Origin of the sequence: Pseudomonas endophytica, from assembly GCF_001411475.1 — a bacterium.
Taxonomy (GTDB): domain Bacteria; phylum Pseudomonadota; class Gammaproteobacteria; order Pseudomonadales; family Pseudomonadaceae; genus Aquipseudomonas; species Aquipseudomonas endophytica.
Map to the genome: position 1 here is coordinate 1 of NZ_LLWH01000207.1, position 23733 is coordinate 23733.

The following is a 23733-nucleotide window of genomic DNA, read 5'->3' on the forward strand; positions in this document are numbered from 1 at the left end:
GCAGTGGCGACCGTCCAGACCGTGGTGATCGTGAGCGTCGTGCTCCGGCGCCATTGGCGGAAGGCCGTGCTCGTTGCCGTACCGCGTTGGGTGCGCGTGATGGTATCGCTGCCAAGAACCTGCTGGGCGCTATTCTCAACGAGGGTGGCCTGGCGCGTGAAGCCATCGGTCGCATTCAAGTGCGTGATAGCTTCAGCTTGGTAGAACTGCCTGAAGAAGGCTTGGAAAAACTGCTGGCCAAGCTTAAAGACACTCGTGTCGCTGGCAAGCAGTTGAAGCTGCGTCGCTACCGCGAAGATTAATCACGACGTGTTGTGATTAATCGCTAAAAAAATCCCCGACTGGTTCGGGGATTTTTTTGCCCGGCATTTGATGAAACCCCGTAGGCGCTATCGAGGAACGATGGCTACGATCTTTTGGTAGATAAGATCAAAAGATCGCGAGCAAGCTCTCTCCTACAGTGCATTGACGGACTTAGTGAACGCTACAATTGCGTAGGAGCTGTCGAGGAACGAAGGCTGCGATCTTTTGATCGCAATACCGCATGGACGGGTTACGGGTTTTAATCAAACCGATAAATATCCATCCCTAGCGCGCCCAAGGTCCAGCCCTGATGGGCGATGCTGAATCGTCCGCCCGCACCTCGTGCAACGTACAGCGGTAACAAGTGTTCATCGCTGGGGTGATTTTTGACCGCGTACGGTGCTTGTTGCCGGTACTGGAACAGGGCGTCTTCATCCCCAGCAGCCAGTTTTTCGATCATCCAGCCACGAAACGCCTTGGCCCAAGGTTCAACGCTTTCTGGGCCTGCCTGCCAGTCAAGTTCACGCAGGTTGTGAGTGATGCTGCCTGAGCCAATAATCAAGATATCTTCGCTGCGCAAGTCAGCCAGTGCCTGGCCCAGTTCACTCAAGCCAACAGGGCCTATCCGGGTTGGCAGTGAAATCTGCACCACCGGGATGTCAGCAGCCGGGTACATCAGCGACAACGGCACCCAGGCGCCATGGTCGAAAGGGCGATGAGCATCCAATTGAGCAGGAAGACCGTGCTTTGCTAACAGCTGCACGATACGTGCGGCCAGCGCTGGGTCGCCAGGCGCTGGGTATTTCATGGCAAACAACTCGGGTGGGAAGCCGCCGAAGTCATGCCAGGTTTCAGGCGCGCGATGGCTGGCGACTCGCAGATCAGTACTTTCCCAGTGAGCAGAAACCACGATGATGGCCGTGGGTTTTACGAGTTCCGCTGCTAGGCGCTTCAATGCCGGGCCGCTATCACCGGGTTCCAGTGCCAGCATCGGAGAGCCGTGAGAGATGTATAGGCTGGGCAGCATCATGGGGTCCTCAAGGTTAAGATGAGCCATCTTTAACCGGATCATTGATCTATATCCAATATAAGTTCTAGTGCTTATTGATCGAATTTAATGTTGGGTCAGGCGCAGACGGAGCGGGCCATCCAGTGCAGAACGGAGCGTCCAGACACAAAAAAGGGAGACCGAAGTCTCCCTTTTAGTGCGTGCCCTAGCGGTTAGCCACGACGACGCAGTGCATCAATACGCTCTTCCAGAGGCGGGTGGCTCATAAACATCCGCGCCAAACCCTGCTTTAAGCCGCCGTTAATACCAAAGGCGGACAAGGTGTCGGGCATGTGCACCGGCAAGCCTTGCTCTGAACGTAAGCGCTGCAAGGCGCTGATCATGGCTGAGGTCCCGGCTAACTGAGCACCGGCTTCGTCAGCCCGGTATTCGCGTCTACGTGAGAACCACATCACGATGGCGCTCGCCAAGAAGCCCAGCACCAGTTCAGCGAAAATGGTCGCGACATAGTAGGCAATGCCTCGGCCTTCTTCGTTTTTAAAGATCACTTTGTCGACAAAGTTGCCGATGATACGGGCAAAGAACATCACAAAGGTGTTAACCACGCCTTGCACCAAGGCCAAGGTCACCATGTCGCCATTGGCGACGTGACCGATTTCGTGGGCCAATACGGCTTTCACTTCATCGGGCGAAAAACGCTCAAGCAAACCTTGGCTGACCGCAACCAAGGCATCATTTTTATTCCAGCCAGTAGCAAATGCGTTGGCCTCGTAAGCCGGGAATATCCCTACTTCAGGCATTTTGATCCCAGCTTCGCGGGACAATTGTTCAACGGTTTGCATCAGCCATTGTTCATGGCGGGTACGAGGTTGAGTGATCACTTGGGTGCTGGTGCTCATTTTCGCCATCCATTTAGAGATGAACAGCGAGAACAAAGACCCTGCAAAACCAAAGACCGCACAGAAGACCAACAGCTGATTGAGGTTCAGATCAACCCCGTTGGCCGCCATGAACCCGTTAAAGCCGAATAGGCTCAGGGTGATGCTGGCAATCAGCACGACCGCCAGGTTAGTGGCCAAAAACAGCAAAATGCGCATCATGGTTGTAAGAATCTCCTCGTCTTAAAGGTGTTGCTGCATGCGGGTATATAAGGTGCTGCTTCGGTCTATTCAACTAGGTGACTATTTCAAACTGTGTCCTACAGCTCGAATCGAATGCTGTGCCTGATATTTCCTAACAAGAGCAGGTGCTTTATTCAGGCTATAGATAGCCCCGAAGCCAGTAAATTAAAGGCCTTGCAGAGTTATGCGGGCGGGTCAGGAGTTGGGCGGGGCGCGAAAGCGAGCAGATGAAGAATCTTTCAGTGGACACATGCTGTGCGACTTTTCATTTGTCGCACAGCATGTTCGGAAATTACTGACGATAGGTCTTCAGAAAATTACCGATCCGCCCGATGGCCATGTCCAGCTCATCAACGCGAGGTAGGGTCACCACTCGGAAGTGATCGGGCCAAGGCCAGTTGAACGCTGTGCCTTGTACGACTAGCAGTTTCTCTGAGAGCAGCAGGTCCAAAACGAATTTTTCGTCGTTGAGGATCGGGCACACTTTCGGGTCAATACGCGGGAAGGCGTACAGCGCGCCCATCGGCTTCACGCAACTGACGCCAGGGATGTCGTTAAGCAGCTCCCAAGTGCGATTGCGCTGCTCGAGTAAACGGCCGTTTGGCAGAATCAGGTCATTGATACTCTGGTAACCGCCGAGTGCGGTTTGAATGGCGTGTTGGCTGGGTACGTTTGCGCACAAACGCATGTTGGCCAGCATGTCTATGCCTTCGATGTAGCCTTGAGCGTTATGCTTGGGGCCGGAGATTGCAATCCAGCCGGAACGGAAGCCTGCCACCCGGTACGACTTGGACAAACCGTTGAAGGTCAGACAAAGCACGTCTGGGGCCAGCGAAGCGGTGCATATGTGCACAGCGTCGTCGTAAAGGATTTTGTCGTAGATCTCGTCCGAGAACACCACCAGGTTGTGCTGGCGCGCCAGCTCAAGCATGCCTAGCAATACTTCCTTGGAGTACACCGCGCCCGTCGGGTTGTTGGGGTTGATGATGACCATGGCTTTGGTATTTGGGGTGATCTTGGCCTTGATGTCTTCAAGGTCTGGCCACCAGTTGGCTTGCTCGTCACACAGGTAGTGCACCGGATGGCCACCGGCCAAGGTGACTGCGGCCGTCCACAGAGGGTAGTCGGGTGCTGGCACCAGCACTTCGTCGCCATTGTTTAGCAGTGCTTGCAGCGACATGACGATCAGTTCGGACACGCCGTTGCCCAGATAGACGTCTTCAATGCCGACCCCTTCAACCTGCTTTTGCTGGTAATACTGCATCACCGCCTTACGTGCGCTGAACAAACCTTTGGAGTCGCTGTAGCCTTGGGCGGTTGGCAGATTACGAATCACGTCTTGCAGGATCTCGTCCGGCGCTTCAAAACCAAAAGGTGCCGGGTTGCCGATATTCAGCTTGAGGATGCGTTGGCCTTCCTCTTCCAGACGTTTGGCGTGCTTGAGCACTGGGCCGCGAATGTCATAACAGACGTTGGCGAGCTTGTTTGATTTGCTGACCTGCATGGCGATGGGATCCTGAAAATGAACGATCCAGGCAAGGTGGTCACCTCTGCACTGGTGAATTCTGCGTTGGCGAACACCGCTTTGCTTCAAGAATCCGTTTGAATGCAGATAGAGCGGGTGCCAGACTGGCGCATAACGAGGTGCAATCATACGTGCCACCCGCCCCCCGGAAAAGCCACTGGGCGGGGTTTTTCAGTTGCAGAGGTATAACCATGGAAAAGTTGAGCAAAACCCTAGACGAATGGAAGGCTATGCTGGATCCAGAGCAGTACAACGTGTGCCGTCTGAAAGGCACCGAGCGACCGTTTTCAGGTAAGTACAACGGCACCAAAACCGATGGCGTTTATCACTGCATTTGCTGCAATGAGCCGTTGTTTGATTCGCGCGCCAAGTTTGATTCCGGGTGCGGTTGGCCGAGTTTTTATGAGCCAATTGGTGAGGGTGCGATGGTAGAAATCCGGGACATTAGCCACGGCATGATCCGCACAGAGGTGGTGTGCGCCAAGTGTGACGCGCATTTGGGCCATGTATTTCCTGATGGTCCGCCACCAACCGGTCTGCGCTATTGCATCAACTCGGTGTGTCTGGACTTGGTTCCTCGCACCTAACGCCCATTACGCTCTTTTGCGAGATCGCGCCATGACTGACAAGCTGCTCACAATTCCTTGCACCACCCTCAGCGGTGAGCAAAAAACCTTGGCGGATTACTCGGGTAAGGTCGTGCTGGTGGTTAACACGGCCAGCAAGTGTGGCTTTACCCCGCAATACAAAGCGCTGGAAGCCCTGTGGAAGCGCTACAAGGATCAAGGGTTGGTGGTCCTTGGCTTCCCGTGCAACCAGTTCGGCAAGCAGGAGCCGGGGGATGAAGCAGCGATTTCTGAGTTTTGTGAGTTGAATTTTGGCGTGACTTTCCCGCTGTTCAAAAAGATCGAGGTGAATGGGAGCGATACGCACCCGTTGTACGTTGAGCTGAAAAAGCGCGCGCCGGGGTTCTTGGGCACTGAGCGGATCAAATGGAACTTCACCAAGTTTCTGATAAGCCCAGGCGGCAAGGTCAAACGTTATGCCCCGGCCACCAAGCCTCATGCCTTGAAAGCAGAAATCGAGAAGTGGCTGAAGTGACACGCTCGCTCAGATTTACGACGTATATTTTTTAGCCACCCAGCTCTCCAGCAGCGCTGCCAGCTCCTCACGTCGAAAGGGTTTTGCTAGGTAGTCATCCATCCCGGCTGCACGGCAACGCTCGCGTTCATCCGGCATGGCATTGGCGGTCAGGGCCACGATGGGTAAATGTTGCCAGCGGCTGTGTTGGCGAATCTGCCGAGTGGTTTCATAGCCGTCCATCACGGGCATGTTGCAATCCATTAGCACCAAATCAAAATCGCCGCGCTCCAGTTGCCTCAGTGCCTCGCCACCGTGCGCGGCGGTCACTATTTCACAGCCTAATTTGCTGAGCATCCCTTTGGCCACCAACTGATTGACCGGGTTGTCTTCGACCAAAAGAATGCGTGCGCGAAGCAAGACCTGCACGTTATCAATAGGGGGGCTTGGACTTTCGTCATCGTTTTTTTGCAATAAGAGCTGCACGGATTGATATAGCGCGAGACGTGACAGGGGTCGCGCGTTTTGCTGCAACGGGGCAAGGGTGTCGACTTGGTCGCTGGGCATAAAGTTGCCATAAGCTGTGACCAGCAAAATAGGCGCGTTGATGGACGGGCGTAACTCACTCAAACACGCCGAGTCATCGGTAATCAGCAGCTGAGTTTCGACGCCTTCCAAGGATTGGCCGAGGGAATAACGCTGATATTCCAGCCCCCAGAGCGGTAAATAGTGACTGAGTAATTCGCTGAGGCCACTGCTTGATGCGCTTACGGCAATGACTCGCCCGCAGAGCGGTTTATAGGCGATGGCCGGGGTGTGGCAGGGCAGAGGCAGCTCGGCGCAAAACTGACTGCCGTAGCCAATTTTAGAATGGATGGTCAATTGCCCTTGCATGACTTCACATAGGCTGCGCGTCAGGGCTAGCCCCAGCCCAGTGCCGCCGAATTGGCGGGTGATGCCTGCCCCCGCTTGGGTGAAGGGGCGGAAAATTCTAGCTTGGGCCTCTTCTGCGATGCCGATTCCAGTGTCACAGACTTCAATGCGCACCCGATTTTCTTGCAGGCTCAAACGCACATCGACACGACCAAAACGGGTGAATTTGAGTGCATTGGATAACAAGTTACTGACGATTTGCCGAACACGGGTCGGATCGCCCAATACCAGTGCCGGGAAAGCGGGGTCGATCAGGCAGGTCAGTTCCACGTTAGGGGCCGCATTCTGCGAGAGCAATTTGGCGGTGTCTTCGATCAGCGTGCTGAGGTCGAATGCAATATGTTCCAGCTCCAGCTGCCCAGCATCGAATTTGGATAAGTCGAGGATGTCATTCAGTAATTCGACCAGCACTTTGCCTGAGTCGTGGGCAATCGACAGTTGCTGGTGCTGTTCGGCATTCAGCGGGCTGTCCAGACTCAACGCGAGCATGCCCAGTAAACCGTTCAGAGGGGTGCGTATTTCGTGGCTCATGTTGGCCAGAAAGGCAGAACGGGCTTGAGCCATTTCTAGAGCAGTCCTACGGGCGACTTCCAGCTCTTGATTGGACTGGCTCAGCCGGGTGTTAATCGCCTTAAGCTCTTGAGTACGAGCCGAAACGATGTTCTCCAATTGCGCTAAATACTCGGTCAGGCGATTTTCCGCCGCACGACGTTGCTCGATTTCTCTGGCAACAGCATCGAATTGCTGGTTAGCGGCATCAACCAATACACCAATTTCATCGTCTTTATGACCGGGAGGACATTGGATGCGTGAGGGGTTTGGGTCGCCGGGTTTGCTGTTACTTAGCTCGCGAATGACGCGTACGAGCGGCCGGGTCAGCATGATGTAAAACAGCCCCAGCAAAAGAAAGGTCAGTAAAAAACTGCGCACAAAGCCACTGAGTAACGTCACTTCGGCGCGCTGTAAAAAACGTGCGCCAAATGGATACGTGTCTACTTCAAGATGCAGTTCACCCACGCTTTGCTCGGGTAGGTGGTTGAAAAAAAGCCGGTCATCAAAATTGCGTGTCTCACCAAATAGAAAGTCACTCAGGGCGCGATAGCGTCCGACTTCAGGTGAGTCCCGAACAGACGCAAGGGTGTTTTTGTCGTTGTCGCTGATTTGCGCCCCGGTAATGGCAGGCGAACGCAGCAGGCCCATGGCCAGCTCTTGAGCGAGTTCTGTGTCGAGGTTGTAGGCAATGCGCGATGCCGGATTGTGGCTGATGTCCAGCAGGGATTGGATTTCTCGGTTGATGGCAGCGTTTTCACTGGCATAATCGATGCCGATTTGCACCAGGCTCAGTATCGTCCCCAGAGCAAAACCGACCAGCACTGTCAGCCTTGCTTGCTTGAAAGACAGGCGATGGGTGAATTTTATGTCCATGGGGAGCTGCACCTGTTTCCATTCCCTTACCGCCCGCCAGAATAGTCGATGTGTAAGGCGACTTGTTGGCAGACGAACGGTTTTTTATATAACCGATATGTCTTACAACACGAATGAAACATCAACGGCCCCTAGATTGCGCGCCCCCCTGCGCATCAGTATGTGGAGAGACTATGGATTCTAAATTGAATGCTTTTCTGGAGCGGGCAGAAGCCGTTCTTGCTCGTCTTGAACCGTTGTTACCCGCACCTCGACAGGCAATCGACTGGGATACCTGCCTGGCAGCGCGATGGCAGCGGGATGGGCGCTCGGGGCATTTGTTGGCGTTGGACGTCAGCCTTGAGATGCGCCTGTCTGATCTGATCGGCGTCGATAACCAGCGCGATCAATTGGGTCGTAATACCAAACAGTTTCTTGACGGTTTGCCAGCTAACCATGCCTTGTTGTGGGGTTCACGTGGTACTGGCAAGTCTTCGCTGATCCGCGCCTTGCTAGCCGAGTACGCGAGCGCAGGTTTGCGATTGATTGAGATCGAACGTGATCATCTGGCAGATCTGCCGCGTGTGGTTGAGCAGTTACAAAACGTGCCACATCGTTTTGTACTGTTTTGCGATGACTTGTCTTTTGAGGCAGGTGAGAGTGATTACCGAGTACTGAAAAGCGTATTGGATGGCTCACTGGAGCAAGCACCGGATAACGTCTTACTCTACGCCACGTCGAACCGTCGGCATTTAGTGCCTGAAAAAGAAAGCGATAACGAGAACTGGAAGAACGTTGACGGCGAGCTTCACCCCAATGAGGCGGTTGAAGACAAAATTGCCTTGTCCGATCGTTTCGGGCTCTGGCTGTCGTTCTATCCGTTTACCCAAGAACATTACCTGAGCGTGGTTGAACACTGGATAAGCGTGTTGGCCAGTAAGGCCGGGCTGCAATGGCAACGCGATCAGGCGCTGGATATTTTGGCTGTGCGCTGGGCAACCGGGCGTGGCAATCGTAATGGCCGTTGTGCGTATCAGTTCGCGCGCTACTGGGTAGGATTGAAATTGTTGGAGCAGACGAATGATTGATTTAAACGCCACAGGCGCTGGCCTAGAAGGTTACGCCTTACTAAAGGCGCAGTTGGAGTCGTTACTGGCTGATGAGCGGGACTTTATTGCTAATGCCTCACAGTTTTCCGCATTTCTGTTTAACCAGCTTGAAGACCTGAATTGGGCCGGTTTTTATCTTAATCGCAATGAAGAGCTAGTATTGGGACCGTTCCAGGGGCAGATCGCCTGTGTGCGGATTCCGTTTGGGCGCGGGGTGTGTGGTGCCGCAGCGGCCAGTCGGCAAACTCAGCGGGTTGAAGATGTGCACGCGTTTGCCGGGCATATCGCCTGTGACAGTGCTTCTAACAGTGAGCTGGTCGTACCGTTGATCAAGAACGGTCGCCTGATTGGCGTGCTGGATCTGGACAGCCCGAGCATCGGTCGATTCACTGAGCAGGATCAACAAGGCATTGAAGCGTTAGCGGCAATTTTCTTGCGCTTGAGCGAGTGTTGATCGGCATTTGATTGCATCAGTTAATGCCCGCCTTGAGCAACAGCGCGTCAATGTCGAACGCGTCTATTTGCTGGGGCTCAAGGAACTGACGGGCATACTGCATGAACACTTGCTCGCGCATAAATAGTTCGAACAAGGACGGATCAATATGCCCGTCGCGGGACATGCTCGCCATGATCGTTAGCGCTTCATTTAGGCTTTTGCCTCGCTTGTAAGGACGGTCCGAAGCGGTCAGGGCTTCAAAAATATCGGCAATCGCCATCATTCGCGCCGCCAAGCTCATGTCATCACGGCTTAAGCGTTTGGGATAACCTTTGCCATCCATTCGCTCGTGATGCCCGCCTGCTATTTCGGCAATGTTGCCCAAGTAACTGGGGAAGGGCAGGCTGCTGAGCATCAGGATGGTTTGGACAATGTGATTGTTAATGATGTAACGCTCTTCGCTGGTCAGCGTCCCGCGGGTGATGCTCAGGTTGTAAAGCTCGCCGCGATTGAACTTGTAGGGCGGTACGTCCAGCTTGAACCCCCACGGATTATCACTGGCGATCAACTCGGACTCGTGGCGCATGAACAAATGCTCAGGCTTGTCCGCCAGTAGCCTCTCGGTCACCGGTAAGCTCTGTTCTTGGCGGGTTTCCTGACGTTTGTTTTCCTCCCAAGAAACGCCCAAGCGATCATCCAGCGTACGGCTCCAAGTGTGCTGGGCAATATGGTTTAAACGCTCTAAATCAGCTTCTGCCATGGCTTCGCCGCCCACATTGCTGCGGGCGACAAAGGCAAAGTCGTCATCCAGCGTTGCCAATCGGGCATCACGCTGTTCAGTCAGCTGTTGATCGTTTCCACCCTGTGCCAGGGCTTTCCAGTAAGTGATCCACGCATCGCGCTTAAGCACCTCAAATCGGGTGCGAATTTCGTGGATGCGGTCGTATAAGGTTTCAAGCTTGGTGGCTTTATCGACCACGTATTCGGGGGTCGTGACTTTGCCGCAGTCGTGTAGCCAGGCCGCAATCTGCAAGGCTTCCCACTCTTCATCGCTAGGGTTGTAGTCGGCAAATTGCGGCGCCTGACTCTGTTGCGCGGCCCTGGCCAGCATAAAGGTCAATTCAGGCACCCGTTGGCAATGACCGCCGGTGTACGGGCTTTTGGCGTCGATGGCCCCTGCTAGCAGTTGAATAAAGGCGTTCAGTAATTGTTTCTGACGCTCTTGCAGATGCTGACTTTCAATCGACACTGCCGCTGCCCCAGAGACGGCTTTGATAAAGGCAATGCGCTCTGCGCTGAGGGGCTCCTGATGGGGGGCGGCGTCGCTGTTGTTAAGGATCAAGGCTAGCACTCCCACCGTTTCACGATGGCGGTTGTGCAAGCGAATACCGATCAAATGGATGCTTTGGCTGTCTAGCTCGCGCATAACCGGTGCCAGTTCGCCTGCTTGTTCGAGGTCGAGTAAGCAGACTACGCTGTCTTGGCCTTCGCTGAGCGTCCGCAGCCACAGCGGAGCATGATCGCCCTGCGGGTTGACTACGCCATGCGCCAAGAGACTCAGCGCACGTGGTTGGTCATTGATGATCAGACCTTTAAGTTGCAGGTTTGTATTGTCATTTTCAGTGAGGTAGATGAGCCCCGCTTGAGCTTGACCAATGTTGATCATTTCAACCAGTACAGACTGTAGTAATGGCTCAAAACGGGTATGCGCCGAGAGACTGGCAGTAATTTCAAAGAAGCTTGCGAGGGTTTCTTTCATGCGTCGCATGGACGTGGCCAGTTGGTCGATCTCCAGCACCGGCGATTGTTGCTGCACCGGGTAATTGAAGTCGAAACTGCGGATGGCGTTCGCCTCTTGTACTAAGCCTTTTAACGGTTTCACCAGCAGCCGCGACGTCAGCCAACCCAGAGGGAGGCATAAAAGCAACATCGCCAGCGCCACCAATGCACCCTCCCAGCGCAGTCGATAAACATCAGCCAGTAGTTCATCTTCAGGCACCATCAACGCTAATCGCAGCCCGTTGGCGCCGCCATCGTCCACATTGGCCAATGAGACGACCCACTGGCGCTGTCCATCATCAAGGTGATGGCTAGCGTCTGCACCTTGGTTGATTAGCCGGTCGAGCGCGGGGTGGAGGGTGGTGACGTTGGGCAATTGCGTGGTGCTTGCACCTGTCAGCAACTTGCTAGCGTCAGGGTAGGCCACTGCTTGCCCGCTGTTATCGAACAAAACGATCTGCGTGTTAGGGGTAATCAAGTGTTTGGAAAGCGTGCGGGAGAGTTCAGATAGGGTCAGGTCGGCGGCGATCACTGTTTTCGCTGAACTGCGTTTGGACAGTGTTGTCCCGACTTCTTCTGTTGAGAAAAACAGGTAGGGGCTCGTGGTGGACTGATCAATATTGCTATGGAGTGGGATAAACCAACTGCGATCACGCGGGTCATAGCTGCTATTAAGAACGCTGCGTTGGGTTAGCAACGTCAGTGCCTGATCGAAAAAAAGCTTACTCGACACCGCACCTTGGGCCTGGCCAGAGCGTTGAACAGACCAGACTTCATAGGCGGCTTGTGCAGGTGCTTTTTGACGTTTCTTGATCGCTTCAGTGCGTAAAGGGCGGACCTGAAAAAAGTTACCTTGGCTGTCCCCCATGTATAGCGCTGACAACGCGGGGTTGTCATCCAAGGCTTGTGCGAAAGTGGGCAGTAGTTCCATTCGCGATTCAAACTGGCCGGCTTGCACCGCCGGGTTGCGTGCGAGCAAGTTCAAGGTGTTTCGCAGTGGCTGGTAGGTGTTCAGCAAGTCCAGTTGCACATCATGCTCGATTTGGTTGAACAGTTTCTGGCTGCTATCGAGGATGATGCGAGTGTTCTGTCGGTAATTGAAAACACCCAAGGCAACGCCCATCAGTACCAGCAGTAAAGTGATTACCGCGCTGATGTGGATATGCAGCGGGAACTGACGCTTATTCGCGGGTACGCTGAAAGGCATGACACGTCTCCGCAAGTATCGGGGTGCTGGTGCCTGTAAGCATAGTAAGCGGTGGCCAATCTGCCTTGAGATTGGCCACTTGGTGCAAATTAAATATTCAGTTGGGCGTGGTCCGTTGGGCCAGTTCGTGCAGCAATGCCTGTTCAAGTGCCTGCATGGCTCGCTGCACATCATCACAGCGACCTTGGAGCGTCGCTTGGCTAGCCTGTTCGAGCTGCTCACAGTGTGTGATCAGTTGGAAGGCTCCAACGATGCGCGCCGCGCCTTTGATCCTGTGAGCAATATCGGCAAAGGCTTCTATGCCATCGTTAACATGCAGTTCGCTTAGTGCCTTGAGGTCTATGCGGTTGCTGCGCACAAGTTCTTCGAGCAACAGCTTAATCCTTTGATCATCGCGGCCTGAGAGCGAGTAAAGGCTGTCGATATTGAAGACGCTAGCTGTGCAGCGCGGCGGCTCAAGTTCAGTCAAACGCTGGCTCAACAGCGTCAAACTGATGGGCTTGAACAGGCAGTCATTCATGCCTGCGTCAATGCAGCGCTGGCGTTCCTCGGGTTGAGCGTTTGCGGTAAAACCCAGGATGGTGCAAGGCTCGCGGTGTGACGCCTGTTCACGCTCTCTGATGGCATGGGTCAAATCGTAGCCATTCATATGGGGCATGTTGCAGTCAGTAATCACCAGATCGAATGCGCCGTCTATCCACAGCTCCAGCCCAACCACGCCATGGTTAGCAGTAGTGAAATGGTGGCCCAGAAAGCTCAACTGCTGGCACATCAGTAAGCGATTAGCCGGATGGTCATCGACCACCAACACGTTCAATTGCCGGGCTGCAGGCGAAATGACGGGCTCCCTTGCGACGGTTTCGACGCAAGGCTCTAGGGTTTGAACGGTCAGTGTGATGTGAATTTGGGTGCCGACGTTTGGCTGGCTTTTCAGGTTAAGGGTGCCGCCCATCATTTGGCACAGACTGCGGCAAATCACCAGCCCCAAGCCCGCGCCGCTGAGTGCCAACTGCCCACTGTTTTCTGCTTGAGCGAAGGGCTCAAACAAACGCGCTTGATCATGGGCGCTGATGCCAATACCGGTGTCGGTCACGCTCAGTTGAAGCTCAACCTGATCCGCAATGTCGGTGGGCAGCATGTTCAGCTCAAGTGTGACTTGGCCGCGGTCGGTGAACTTGATTGCATTGCTGACTAGGTTGGTCATGATTTGTTTGAAGCGCAGAGGGTCAATCACGACGTCGGGGGCTTGCCACTCGGGGTTAAAGATCAGTACTAAGTTCAGGCTTTTTTGTCGGGCTAGGCCATCAAATACCCGTACCACTGAATTGGCCAGCTCACGCAGATTAACCCGCTCAGAACTCAGGTTGAGCCGCCCGGACTCGATGCGAGCGATGTCCAGAATGTCTCCGATCAACTCCAGCAGGTCTTTGGCCGAGTTATAGGCGACCTCGATCGATGGGCGATCCAGTTGGCCTTGATCGGCGCGCTTCAATGTCAGCTCAAGCATCCCGATGACAGCATTCATCGGTGTGCGGATCTCATGACTCATGGTCGCCAGAAAGGTGCTTTTGGCCCGGTTGGCATCATCTGCTAGCTCTTTTGCGGAGCGCAGTTCATCCATCAAGCGGCGCCGGTCACTGATATCAATCCAGCCGCCGATAATGCCTTGAACTTCACCCAATGAGTCTCTGTAGGGCAGGATCCAGTGGTAGATGGTCTGGGTTTTGCCACCGATGTGCAGAGGGCGATCAATGATCAGCGGAGTGCCTTCGCGCATGACACGCTGGTAGTCAGCTTCGTAGTCCTGGGCTTCATATTCGTTGTTGAGGATATTTTGGGTTTGCATCACGGTTTTGTTGATGACGTCTTCGCGTCTAGCTGAAAACACCTGTAAGTAGCTGTCATTGCAGGTTTGCAGTACGCCAGCGCGATCACGCACATAAATAGGATGCGGTGTGCCATTGACCAACGCACTCATGAACTCGACCTGATCGCTGAGCGCACGTTCGGCTTTTTTTCGATGGTTGATCTGGCGCCGCATGTACGCATTCCAGGCTAATGACAGCAGTAGCATCAAGCTGGTGCCAATAATGATTTGGTAAATCAGGCGATGGTAATTGCGCCAGTAACTGTCGGAGGCAGGCACATAGCCGCGCCAGCGGCTGTTAATGACTCCTAGCTCGTCCGGGCCAATGCTCAGTAAGGCTTTGTTGAGAATTGAACCCAGTTCGGTGGCGTCCCTAGCTGTCGCCAAGGAGAACGTTGCGGGCTCCGTGCCCAGGGTTGTGCTGATCTGCAGTCGATCTTGAAACAGTTGCGAGGCGAGCAAGTAGTTGGCAATGACCAGCGTATTGACCGCGCCTTCTACTTTGCCTTCGGCCAGCAATTCGGTGGCTTGGTAAATGTCGTCCGTTTCGACCAGTTGTATCTGCGGGTATTTGCTGCGCAGGTACTCGGTTAGCGGGTTGCCTCGGGTCAAGGCCAAGCGTTTACCGGCGAGTAGCTCTAAGCTCGAAGGTTGCTCGGGGCCCTTGAGGCTGAGCAATACAAATGAGTTCTCGAGATAGGGGCGGCTGAAGGCCAGTAAGTTTTCTCGTGAGGTGGATGGGCTGATGGCTGAAATGATGTCGGTATCGTGCTGTTCGATCATCTTCATCATGGTGCCGAGGCTGCGTTCGCGCTGGATCTCGAAACGTAATCCAGTGCGTAGGCGGATCACTTCTAAGAGATCAGCGGTAATACCTCGGAAATTACCATCTGCGTCAAAAAACGTGAGTGGCGCCAATGTTTCACTGACCACCACATTGACCACCGGGTGTTTAATCAACCAGCGTTCTTCGCGATCTGTGAGCTGCAGTTTTTGATCGGTCAGTAACAGGTTGCTACCGGCACTCCAACGCGTGGAGATACTCTCTCGCTCCGTATTCGGTACGGCCCTTAAGGTAGCGTTGATGATGTTTAACAGTTGTTGATTGTCGTGGCGTACGGCAAAACTGAAGCCTTGAGCTTCATGTTTGCCGAAATTGGCCATTTTTATATTCTTCAAATACCCCTTGTTGATCATGTAATGGGTGGAAATGGTGTCCCCCAGAAACACATCGGCCTGGTCAAATGCTACTGAATTAATGGCATTTTGGTATGAAGGGTAAGACTGGATGATGGCTGTGGGGTAGAGCGCCTTGACCTCATCCAGCGGCAAATAATGGTAAACCATGCTTAAGCGCAAGCCGGCTAGGCCGTCAGAGAGAGAGCGGGTCTCTCTCTCACGAGTCACCAGTACCGGTTGGTCGATGGCGTAGGGGGTTGATAGCAGCAAACGTTTATTGGCCGCTTCAAAACCATTGGACGTGCCTAGCACGTCGATACTGCCGTTCTCTAATGCCTGGATGGCTGCCGCTCGAGAAGGGAAGCGCTTAACTTTGATTGATACGTTAAGCGCCTTAGCGAGGATGCCTGCGTAATCAGCGGTAAGACCTTCGTACTCTTGACCGCTGACGGTCATGTCAAACGGTGGATAGTCGGGGGCGGAAGCCCCCAGTAATAATTCACGTTTCTCTTGAAGCCAATAGCGTTGTTGTTTATCCAGGGGGACTTCCATGTGATAGGTGCCCGAACGGCTGAGCAGGGAAAAGCTTTCAGTCCTCGGTAATTCGGCATACACGGGTGCACACAGAATGAGTCCTGCGAGCAAAGAAAGGTAATAAGTTAACCGCGTGGGCATCCTGTTTCTCACACTAAGGCGTTACGTTTTGCCAGTTCGATAAGGTCGACCAATGAACTGGCTTTAAGTTTTTGCATGAGCCGTTTTTTATAAGTGCTCACAGTTTTATTACTTAGAAACATACCGGTGGCGATCTCCTTGTTTGTTTTGCCCTGAGCGAAGAGCTTCAAAACCATGAGTTCACGGTCGTTGACTAATTTGAAAAGCTCAAGCTCTGAAGAGTTTTCACCTTCAAGGCACTCAGGAGTCAATGCTTGGCTCGGAAAGTAATTGTACCCAGAGAATACAGCTTTTATTGCGCTGACAAGTTCGCTTAGTTCTTCTTGTTTGCACACATACCCCGCGGCACCTGACTGCATGCAGCGCATGGCAAAAAGGGCCGGTGACTGGGCCGTTAAAACGAGGGTTTTGAGGGTTGAGTTCATTGCATTAAATCGCGCCAGTACTTCCAGTCCGTCGAGTTTTGGAATGCTGATATCGAGAATGATCAGGTCAGGGACACATTCGCGAATCATTTGCATAGCATCTACGCCATTGTCGGTTTCACCGACTATTTCATAACCTTCATGCTCTAACAACATACGAATAGCCAGTCGGATTACTGGATGGTCGTCGACTATAAAAATGGTGTTCATATTAAATTCCCATAAAGAGCTGCATAGAAAGCGCGCACCTTAGCTCAGATATATGAACGGGGGCACGAAGTGATAAGCCTACAAACGTAGTATGGGAATATTCCTACATTAAATAAGGCGCGGGCTCACGAATTGTTTGAGGGTTAGAGGCTATTTAATATCGTGCTGAATCGTTTGATGGATGTTTTGAGAATAGTGCGTTTAATAAGTCCAATTGAAATTAAGACTTTTCCTACATTCAATTCCGTTTTTATTGCGTGAACTTTTGGGTGGGTGCGAGTATTCGATTGAATGTCTTTGATGTTTAAGTTGAAGTGTTTAGTGTCATAGGAATAGACGGCGTAGACAGGCTGTGTACCTACCTTGCGATACATCTAGGCACTTACATAGACCGTAGAGGGGGCTTAATGCATAAGCGGCGACAGGGTTTTCACAAGGTTTCGCCTTGTTAAACCCTATGCACACCTCAGGAGGACATACCTCAGACTGGGCTTGAACGTCCGGTCATTTCCCTTGCCATTTCAGTGGCATAGCTGTCGGTCATGCCAGCAATGAAGTCGATAATGCGCATGAACGAACGATGCAATGGCCAGTGCGGGTGCGGAGCATTATTGCCGAGCAAATCGAGAATGCGCCGGTTTTTGAACGATAAGCTCCTCTGCCTATGTTGCTCCAATGCTGCCCCGCAAAAGGCGTTCAGGAGAATTTCGAGCGTGGTATAGGCCCCGATTTCGTGAAGGGTTTTGCGTTTGTCCTGAAAGATTTTTTGGCGTGCCATGTTTTTAGCGTCCAGTACGCAACGCTTGGCTGTGCCGTGCATGTGTTCCACAAGGTCCGCTGGCAATGTACCGGCCAGCAATGCACTTTGCTGTTCGACAAACGCTCGGGCGGCGGCATTGGTTAGGTGTTCAATCGCCTTGCCACGCAAAATCGCCAGTTTACGACGCTCAGAGTCCAGTGGGCCGAGCTGCCGATAAGTCTCGGGCAAATCATCACCTACTAGATTCAACAGTAAAGATTCGACTTCAGCGTATTGCAGCAGGTCCATCTCAAGACCGTCTTCAAGATCAATCAACGCGTAGCAGATGTCATCAGCGGCTTCCATCAGATACACCAATGGATGACGTGCCCAGCGTTGATCTTCGATTTGCGGCAGACCCAGCTTGTGGGCAATGCTCTCAAGTAAGTGCAATTCGCTTTGATAGCAGCCGAACTTGTGCTTTTTGTACCCCAGAGAGTCCGCATGCTTAGCGGTCCACGGGTATTTGAGAAAGGTGCCGAGCGTGGCGTGGGTTAACCGCGTTCCCCCATCGAACTGATGGTATTCAAGCTGCGTCAGCACCCTAAAACCTTGGGCGTTACCCTCAAAGTTCAAAAAGTCATTGCGCTCGGCTTCGCTCATGTCGTCCAGCCAGCCCTTGCTCGCAGCCTGTTGGAACCAATGGCGAATAGCATCTTCACCAGAGTGGCCAAAGGGCGGGTTACCGATGTCATGGGCCAAGCAGGCCGATTGCACCACCATGCCCAGATCAGAGGGGTCGCACCATTCGGGCAGAGCGCTGCGGATGGTTTCGCCGACACGCATGCCCAAAGAACGGCCGACGCAACTGACTTCAAGCGAATGCGTGAGTCGGGTGTGAATATGATCGTTACTGCTGACGGGGTGTACTTGAGTTTTTCGCCCTAGACGGCGAAAGGCACCCGAAAAGATGATCCGGTCGTGATCTTTATGGAAGGGACTGCGCCCGAGTTCTTCGGGGCTGTAATGAGGTTTTCCGAGACGTTCGCGGTTAAGCAGGGTTTGCCAATCCAAGGCGCAGCGCTCCATCAATGACTGAAAGCGCAGCTTCTCGCTTCATGCCCGTGGGTGCAAGGAGTAAGACGTACCTGAGATGAGGAGTAGCACTGCGCTGGGCGGGTTAGCCGCGTGTCGCGCGGCCCACAGGTAAAAAACAAAAGCGCTGCCACATCTTGCCAAGTGGCAACGCGTGGCAGCGGCTGAGGATTCACGGCTTACGCGATGAACCCTGAATGACCAGCTTGATCAGCGGTATCAGCCCGGTGGTGAGCCCGATTAAACGGGACACTCCCCCAGCGCCTTTGCTTTTAGTCCCTTTGCCCGTCAAAAAGCCTAGCAAGGTCACAGCCGCCACACCCCACAACGGTGCGTGTTTGATCCCTAGGTGCTCTTTCCAGTTGGTGGTCACTCCGCGCATTTTGTGCAAAGGTGCCAGCAACTGTTGCGACTCATGTCGGATTTCTTGACGGTGCATTTCCATGCGCAAGCGGATCAACAGCTTGCGCATTTCACGACGTGAAGCCTTATGCGGCATTTCAGATTGATTCATGGCATCAATCGCTCGCGGTCTTTGGCCAGCTCTTCAAGCGTGGCGTTGAAAGGAGAGGACTCATCGAACACCGCAGCTTTAAGACGCAAACCACAGAAAGCTGCCGCTAGCGTGTAAAAAACGCAGAGCCCAATAATGCCAGGCAAACGGTAACTGTCCCATAGCACGATCAATATCAGTGCCGACAGGCCAATCAGTAATAACAGCGCGAACACCAATGCCAGCCCAGCAAAAAGCAACAGGCTGACGGTACGTGCTTTTTGCTCTTGCAGCTCAATGCCCAGCAACTCGACGTGGCTGTGCAAAAGACCCAGAAACGCGGCACCCAAGCGCCGCGGTGAGGAACGAGGGGAGCCGGATTCTTCGTTTGTCATATCAGCGCCGGGTGGCCAGCAGGCCAATTAGAAAGCCTACCCCGGCAGCAATACCAACTGATTGCCATGGGTTTGCTTGGACATAGTCTTCAGTCGCAATCACGGCAGCTTCGCCACGTATCTGCAACGATTCTTTAGTCTGCTCCAGAGACTCGCGGGCCTTGAGCAGGCGTAGTTTGATTTGCGCGCGCAGTTCCTCTGCTTGCTCGCCAGCCAAAGAGGCACTGTGCTCCAGCAGTCGTTCAGTGTCGCTGACCAAGGCTTGAAGATCGGCTTTGAGGATTTCTTGAGCGTTCTTTGCAGTTTTGCGGGCCATGATTAACTCCGTGGGTGGCTTCTAAAGGGTTCGAGTGTAGGCATTCGCTGAAGGTTCAGTACTTTTCTTCGCAACAGATCAAAGTACTGAACACCTTTTACTCTGGAATATGGAGACTAGACGGGTTGAGTACAAACGAAAGCAAACCTTACCTTAAATCATAGGCCTGTACGGGTAAAACCAAGTCCCTGCGTAAAGTACGGGTGCAGCAGTATCCGCAGTCGGGTCGACGTACCAGAGCAAGGCTTTTAAACTGAACGCCCTTGCACTCAGGTGATAGATCATGCTCCCCGAATGTCAGTTGTTCGGCACCTTGGGTTGCCATTTGTGCGAAGAAGCCGAAAAGGTGGTGATGCCTTTTGTTCTCGAACAGGGCTTGCTGGTTGAGTTAGTTGATATCGCCGACAGTGAGGCGATGGTTGAGGCTTACGGGTTGCGAATTCCGGTATTGCACCGAGTCGATACGGGCGATGAGCTGGACTGGCCTTTTGATACAGAGCAGGTGAACCATTTTCTGTTGTAGCTTGCGGCGCTCTGTGCGCGATAATCGCGGGCTGCTTTTCTTGCCCAGAGTGTTTTATGTCGACCCCGCTTTTCAACGCCGCCGAACACCAAGCCAGCACTTTGTTTTTGCCGCCGGGCCATTGGCAGACGGTGCTTGATTGCTTATGTGAGCATTTTCGCGCCATCAGTCGTGAACAATGGCTGGATCGAATTACCCGCGGCCGCGTGCTGGACGCCCACGGTGTGCCGATCAGCCCGCAGCTAGCCTACAAAGAGGGGCTGCGCATTCACTACTTTCGCGAGGTGCCCAACGAAACACCGATTCCGGTGCAAGAAACTATCTTGTATGCCGATGAGCATTTGGTGGTGGCCGACAAACCGCATTTTCTGCCCGTGACGCCAGCAGGCGAGTACGTTGACCAGACCTTGTTGCGGCGCTTGATTCGCACATTGGATAACCCGCATCTGGTGCCGCTGCATCGCATTGACCGGCACACCGCGGGGTTGGTGTTGTTCTCTGCTAACCCGACCAGCCGTTCGGCATATCAGTCGTTATTTCCTACGCGGAAAATTGAAAAACGCTACGAAGCTATTGCCCGGGCCTTACCAGAGCTTGAATTGCCGCGTGTGCACAAAAGCCGTTTGGTTCAGGGCGAGCCTTTTTTTCGGATGCAGGAAGGGTCGGGCGCGAGTAATACCGAAACCCGTGTTGAGGTGTGTGAGAAGAATGGCGACTTGTGGCGCTACGGCTTGTACCCGGTCACGGGCAAAAAACACCAATTGCGCGTGCACATGGCGGCGTTGGGCGCAGGGATTTGCAACGATCCGTTCTATCCCGACGTGATCAAAGACGCGGTTGACGATTACGCAAAGCCACTGAAGCTGCTGGCTCAAGGCCTACGCTTTGCTGATCCGTTGACGGGCGAAGAGCGAGTGTTCGAGAGCGGTATACACCTGGACTGGTGACGCGCCGACCCAAAACAAAACCCGCACAGGGCGGGTTTTGTTTTTTAACGCTTACACGCCAAGGCTTATAGCTCTTTAACGGTACGCACCTGATCTTTATTGATGCGGGTTTCTTTACCGTCCAGCTGTTTGAACTGGTAGAAGCCTGACGAAGAATCGTAGTCAGGGGTGTCGACTGTCTGAATTTCACGGCCGTCATTGAGGGTGATCACGCTTGGCGAAGAGCAGCCAGCGAGGGCGGCCAGGCCAGCAGTGAGCATAAGAGCGGCCAGAGTCCGATGAGTCATGTTTATCTCCAGAAAATAGAAGAGCTGTTAGTAATCACTGTCCGTATGACGTACACATCGTCAGCAAGTTCCTTGGTTAGGAACATCAGGACAGCACGTTAGCTTATATGAGTAAGTCTGCGCAGTTGAAGTTGCTCAGTCGTACATCATTCTCGGCGCAGCTAACGGCACGCGTATTGAGCTTGAGCATGATTTCACGTGGGCTGCGCTCCCCCGCGTGCCAAGCCGCTTCAAAGGCCGGTGCTAATTCAGTGGGAATGACACAGAACAAAGGCTCCCACTGTTCGCCCTGACGCAGCATGATCGGTTGCTCCGGGGTGAGAGCGGCAGCATTAAGCAGGGTGGTGAGCAGGTCGTCATCCACTCGCGGCACATCACACGGCAGCACCAGCATGTGTGAATGCCGAGCCACCGCCAGGCCCGCACGAATGCCTGCCAACGGCCCATCGAAATCGTGGTTGCCATCGCTCACGACGTGATCGGCATACGCGGCGTAACGCGCATGGTTGCGGTTGCAGGAAATAATCAGATCATCGGTCAGCGGTCGAGCTACCTGCTGCACATAAGCAATCAAGGGCTTGTCACGCCACATCACCAAGCCTTTGTCCTGACCGCCCATGCGTTGGCCTCGGCCACCCGCCAAGAGCAAGATGGAGCTGGGTAAAGGCTGCATGCTTTGACTCCGCTCAGCCAGATAAATGAGAGCGTGATATAACATCGGACCGTTTTTCCTACAACTGGACCCCGTTTATGAAAGCCAAGGTTGATGCTCCTTTCGTCCCTTTGAACATTGCGGTGTTGACCGTCAGCGATACCCGTACCCTAGAAACCGACACCTCCGGGCAAGTCTTTGTCGACCGTTTGAGCGAGGCTGGGCATCACTTGGCGGCGCGCGTTTTGCTTAAAGATGACCTCTATAAAATTCGTGCCCAGGTCGCTACTTGGATCGCCGATGATGAAGTGCAGGTGGTACTGATTACTGGCGGCACTGGCTTTACCGGCCGAGACAGCACGCCTGAGGCGGTGAGCTGCTTGCTCGATAAAAAGGTCGATGGCTTTGGTGAATTGTTCCGCCAGATATCGGTAGCCGATATTGGGACTTCTACCGTGCAGTCACGCGCCTTAGCGGGGCTATCTAACGGTACGCTGGTGTGCTGCTTGCCGGGCTCGACCAGCGCCGTACGCACGGGCTGGGACGGTATCTTGGCCGAGCAACTGGATGCTCGCCATCGCCCTTGCAACTTTGTTGCGCACTTGAAGCAGGCTGCGGCCTGTGAAACCCGTGGCTAAGCCGGGGCGAACGGGCGAGTTGATGCCCGTAGAAGTGGCGCTGGAGCAATTGTTGGCGCTGGCCGCGGCCGCGCCGATCCGTGACAGCGAATCGGTGCTGTTGGCCGCAAGCGAGGGGCGGGTGCTGGCCGATGATCTAGTTGCCAGTCTTGACCTGCCGCCGTGGCCCAACAGCGCTATGGATGGTTACGCGTTCAACTTGGCGGACTGGTCGGGCGAACCGCTGCCTGTCAGCCAGCGAATTTTTGCCGGGCAAGCGCCCGAGCCTTTAATGCCTGGCACTTGCGCTCGCATATTCACAGGTGCACCGATCCCAGCGGGTGCCAATTGCGTCGAAATGCAGGAAAACGCGCAAGTCCAAGCGGATGAACGCGTGATCTTCGTCCAAGCATTACGTGAAGGGCAGAACATCCGCCCACAAGGGCAGGAGACCAAGGTAGGTGAAACTGTATTGCCTGCCGGTACGCGCATCGGCCCCATAGAGCAGGGGCTGGCCGCGTCCTTGGGGTGCGCCACGCTGAACGTGATTCGTCGGGTTAAGGTGGCTGTGCTGTCCACTGGCGATGAACTAATTGAGCCGGGCGAGTCGTTGGGGCCGGGGCAGATTTACAACAGTAATCGCGTGCTGTTGTGCAGTTGGCTAAAGCGATTGGGCTGCGAGGTGGTCGATGCCGGTATTTTGCCCGATGATCTACCGACTACCCGCCGACGTTTAGCCGAGCTGGGGGCGGTTGATCTGATTCTGTCCACGGGTGGTGTATCAGTGGGGGAGGCAGATTTTCTCGGAATTGCTTTGCGCGAGGCGGGCGAATTAGCCTTGTGGAAACTGGCAATCAAACCCGGAAAACCTCTGATCTTCGGCCATTATCGTGGTGTCCCGGTCATTGGGTTGCCGGGTAATCCTGCTTCGACCCTCGTCACTTTTGCGTTGCTGGCCCGGCCTTACTTGCTGCGTCGTCAGGGTGTACAAGCGGTTGAACCGTTGAAGTTTCAAGTGCCTGCTGGGTTTATCTGGGCCAAACCGGGTAATCGCCGTGAATACCTGCGCGGGCGTCTGGATCAAGGTCGGGCAGTGATCTACAAAAACCAGAGCTCAGGTGTTTTGCGCAGCGCCGCATGGGCCGAAGGGTTGGTCGAGGTGCTTGAAGGAAGCACCCTTACCGAAGGCGACTGGGTGGGGTTTATTCCGTTGAGTGAAGTGTTGGGTTAATTTCACTAACCCGGAGCTGCCGCAGGCTGCGATCTGTTGATTTTATAAAAGATCGCAGCCTGCGGCAGCTCCTACGCTTTTGGACTGCCCCCCAAAAGTTGGACAGGTTAGCTAGCAATCTGCGCAGCCCGGGTCCTGTACTCCACAGGGCTTAGGTTGTTGAGCGTCAGTTTGAT

22 protein-coding genes are annotated in these 23733 nt (G+C 53.9%); 9 read left to right on the forward strand and 13 right to left on the reverse strand.

All coding sequences use genetic code 11. From position 1 onward, the window contains the following. On the forward strand, positions 1-302 hold a 302-nt coding region (locus AQS70_RS19085; RefSeq protein ID WP_187331828.1), incomplete at its 5' end, for a DbpA RNA binding domain-containing protein. Positions 303-562: 260 nt separating this feature from the next. Here the strand turns inward: AQS70_RS19085 and AQS70_RS19090 are convergent. The 3 genes from AQS70_RS19090 to AQS70_RS19100 form a co-directional block, all read right to left on the reverse strand. Continuing rightward, positions 563-1330: a DODA-type extradiol aromatic ring-opening family dioxygenase gene (locus tag AQS70_RS19090; RefSeq protein WP_055104323.1), complete on the reverse strand. Its 768-nt coding sequence runs from the start codon at positions 1328-1330 to the stop codon at positions 563-565. A gap of 194 nt (positions 1331-1524) precedes the next feature. Next, on the reverse strand, positions 1525-2412 hold the full coding sequence (gene htpX / locus AQS70_RS19095; RefSeq protein WP_055104305.1) for a protease HtpX: 888 nt from the start codon (positions 2410-2412) through the stop codon (positions 1525-1527). A 313-nt stretch (positions 2413-2725) separates the two neighbouring features. After that, on the reverse strand, positions 2726-3937 hold the full coding sequence (locus AQS70_RS19100) for a pyridoxal phosphate-dependent aminotransferase (protein WP_055104306.1): 1212 nt from the start codon (positions 3935-3937) through the stop codon (positions 2726-2728). A 212-nt stretch (positions 3938-4149) separates the two neighbouring features. Here AQS70_RS19100 and msrB point away from each other — a divergent pair, with 212 nt between their 5' ends. Continuing rightward, the gene (gene msrB / locus AQS70_RS19105; RefSeq protein ID WP_055104307.1) at positions 4150-4545 is read left to right on the forward strand and encodes a peptide-methionine (R)-S-oxide reductase MsrB; all 396 of its coding nucleotides are present in this window, start codon (positions 4150-4152) and stop codon (positions 4543-4545) included. A gap of 31 nt (positions 4546-4576) precedes the next feature. Continuing rightward, on the forward strand, positions 4577-5059 hold the full coding sequence (locus AQS70_RS19110) for a glutathione peroxidase (protein WP_055104308.1): 483 nt from the start codon (positions 4577-4579) through the stop codon (positions 5057-5059). A 15-nt stretch (positions 5060-5074) separates the two neighbouring features. On the opposite strand, the gene AQS70_RS19115 is transcribed toward AQS70_RS19110, so the two are convergent. Then, on the reverse strand, positions 5075-7396 hold the full coding sequence (locus AQS70_RS19115; RefSeq protein WP_055104309.1) for a hybrid sensor histidine kinase/response regulator: 2322 nt from the start codon (positions 7394-7396) through the stop codon (positions 5075-5077). Positions 7397-7569: 173 nt separating this feature from the next. On the opposite strand from AQS70_RS19115, the gene AQS70_RS19120 reads away from it, so the two are divergent. Further along, on the forward strand, positions 7570-8463 hold the full coding sequence (locus tag AQS70_RS19120) for an ATP-binding protein (protein WP_055104310.1): 894 nt from the start codon (positions 7570-7572) through the stop codon (positions 8461-8463). Further along, positions 8456-8938, forward strand: coding sequence for a GAF domain-containing protein (locus AQS70_RS19125; protein WP_055104311.1), 483 nt, complete (start codon positions 8456-8458; stop codon positions 8936-8938). Before AQS70_RS19120 ends, AQS70_RS19125 begins: the two co-directional genes overlap by 8 nt. 16 nt (positions 8939-8954) lie before the next feature. Here AQS70_RS19125 and AQS70_RS19130 read toward each other — a convergent pair whose 3' ends face one another. The 7 genes from AQS70_RS19130 to AQS70_RS19160 form a co-directional block, all read right to left on the reverse strand. Further along, a complete protein-coding gene (locus AQS70_RS19130; protein ID WP_055104312.1) occupies positions 8955-11906 on the reverse strand; it encodes an HD domain-containing phosphohydrolase in 2952 nt (983 codons plus the stop codon). A gap of 97 nt (positions 11907-12003) precedes the next feature. Then, entirely contained in the window at positions 12004-15627 is a 3624-nt protein-coding gene (locus AQS70_RS19135; protein WP_055104313.1) for a transporter substrate-binding domain-containing protein, read from the reverse strand. An 8-nt stretch (positions 15628-15635) separates the two neighbouring features. Beyond that, positions 15636-16262 (reverse strand): response regulator transcription factor, encoded by a 627-nt coding sequence (locus tag AQS70_RS19140; RefSeq protein ID WP_055104314.1) that lies wholly within the window; start codon positions 16260-16262, stop codon positions 15636-15638. 481 nt (positions 16263-16743) lie between these two features. Next, positions 16744-18075: a deoxyguanosinetriphosphate triphosphohydrolase gene (locus tag AQS70_RS19145; RefSeq protein ID WP_055104324.1), complete on the reverse strand. Its 1332-nt coding sequence runs from the start codon at positions 18073-18075 to the stop codon at positions 16744-16746. A gap of 193 nt (positions 18076-18268) precedes the next feature. Beyond that, complete coding sequence (locus AQS70_RS19150; RefSeq protein ID WP_055104315.1) at positions 18269-18610, reverse strand: hypothetical protein; 342 nt, start codon at positions 18608-18610, stop codon at positions 18269-18271. After that, positions 18607-18984 carry a phage holin family protein gene (locus AQS70_RS19155; protein WP_055104316.1) on the reverse strand — a complete coding sequence of 126 codons (378 nt, stop codon included), beginning with the start codon at positions 18982-18984 and terminating at the stop codon, positions 18607-18609. Before AQS70_RS19155 ends, AQS70_RS19150 begins: the two co-directional genes overlap by 4 nt. A 1-nt stretch (position 18985) precedes the next feature. Continuing rightward, positions 18986-19300 (reverse strand): ElaB/YgaM/YqjD family protein, encoded by a 315-nt coding sequence (locus AQS70_RS19160; RefSeq protein ID WP_055104317.1) that lies wholly within the window; start codon positions 19298-19300, stop codon positions 18986-18988. A 283-nt stretch (positions 19301-19583) separates the two neighbouring features. Between AQS70_RS19160 and AQS70_RS19165 the strand changes: the two genes are divergently transcribed. After that, positions 19584-19823, forward strand: coding sequence for a glutaredoxin family protein (locus AQS70_RS19165; protein ID WP_055104318.1), 240 nt, complete (start codon positions 19584-19586; stop codon positions 19821-19823). A gap of 56 nt (positions 19824-19879) precedes the next feature. Further along, positions 19880-20770 carry a pseudouridine synthase gene (locus AQS70_RS19170; protein ID WP_055104319.1) on the forward strand — a complete coding sequence of 297 codons (891 nt, stop codon included), beginning with the start codon at positions 19880-19882 and terminating at the stop codon, positions 20768-20770. Between the two features lie 65 nt (positions 20771-20835). Here the strand turns inward: AQS70_RS19170 and AQS70_RS19175 are convergent, their stop codons facing one another. Then, positions 20836-21057 carry a YgdI/YgdR family lipoprotein gene (locus AQS70_RS19175; protein ID WP_055104320.1) on the reverse strand — a complete coding sequence of 74 codons (222 nt, stop codon included), beginning with the start codon at positions 21055-21057 and terminating at the stop codon, positions 20836-20838. A gap of 103 nt (positions 21058-21160) precedes the next feature. Next, complete coding sequence (gene mobA, locus AQS70_RS19180) at positions 21161-21730, reverse strand: molybdenum cofactor guanylyltransferase MobA (protein ID WP_055104325.1); 570 nt, start codon at positions 21728-21730, stop codon at positions 21161-21163. 77 nt (positions 21731-21807) lie between these two features. On the opposite strand from mobA, the gene moaB reads away from it, so the two are divergent. Both moaB and AQS70_RS19190 read left to right on the forward strand, forming a co-directional pair. Continuing rightward, positions 21808-22347 (forward strand): molybdenum cofactor biosynthesis protein B, encoded by a 540-nt coding sequence (gene moaB, locus AQS70_RS19185; RefSeq protein ID WP_055104321.1) that lies wholly within the window; start codon positions 21808-21810, stop codon positions 22345-22347. Next, a complete protein-coding gene (locus tag AQS70_RS19190; RefSeq protein WP_055104322.1) occupies positions 22331-23557 on the forward strand; it encodes a molybdopterin molybdotransferase MoeA in 1227 nt (408 codons plus the stop codon). The genes moaB and AQS70_RS19190 overlap by 17 nt, the downstream gene beginning before the upstream one ends. Positions 23558-23733: the final 176 nt, after the last annotated feature.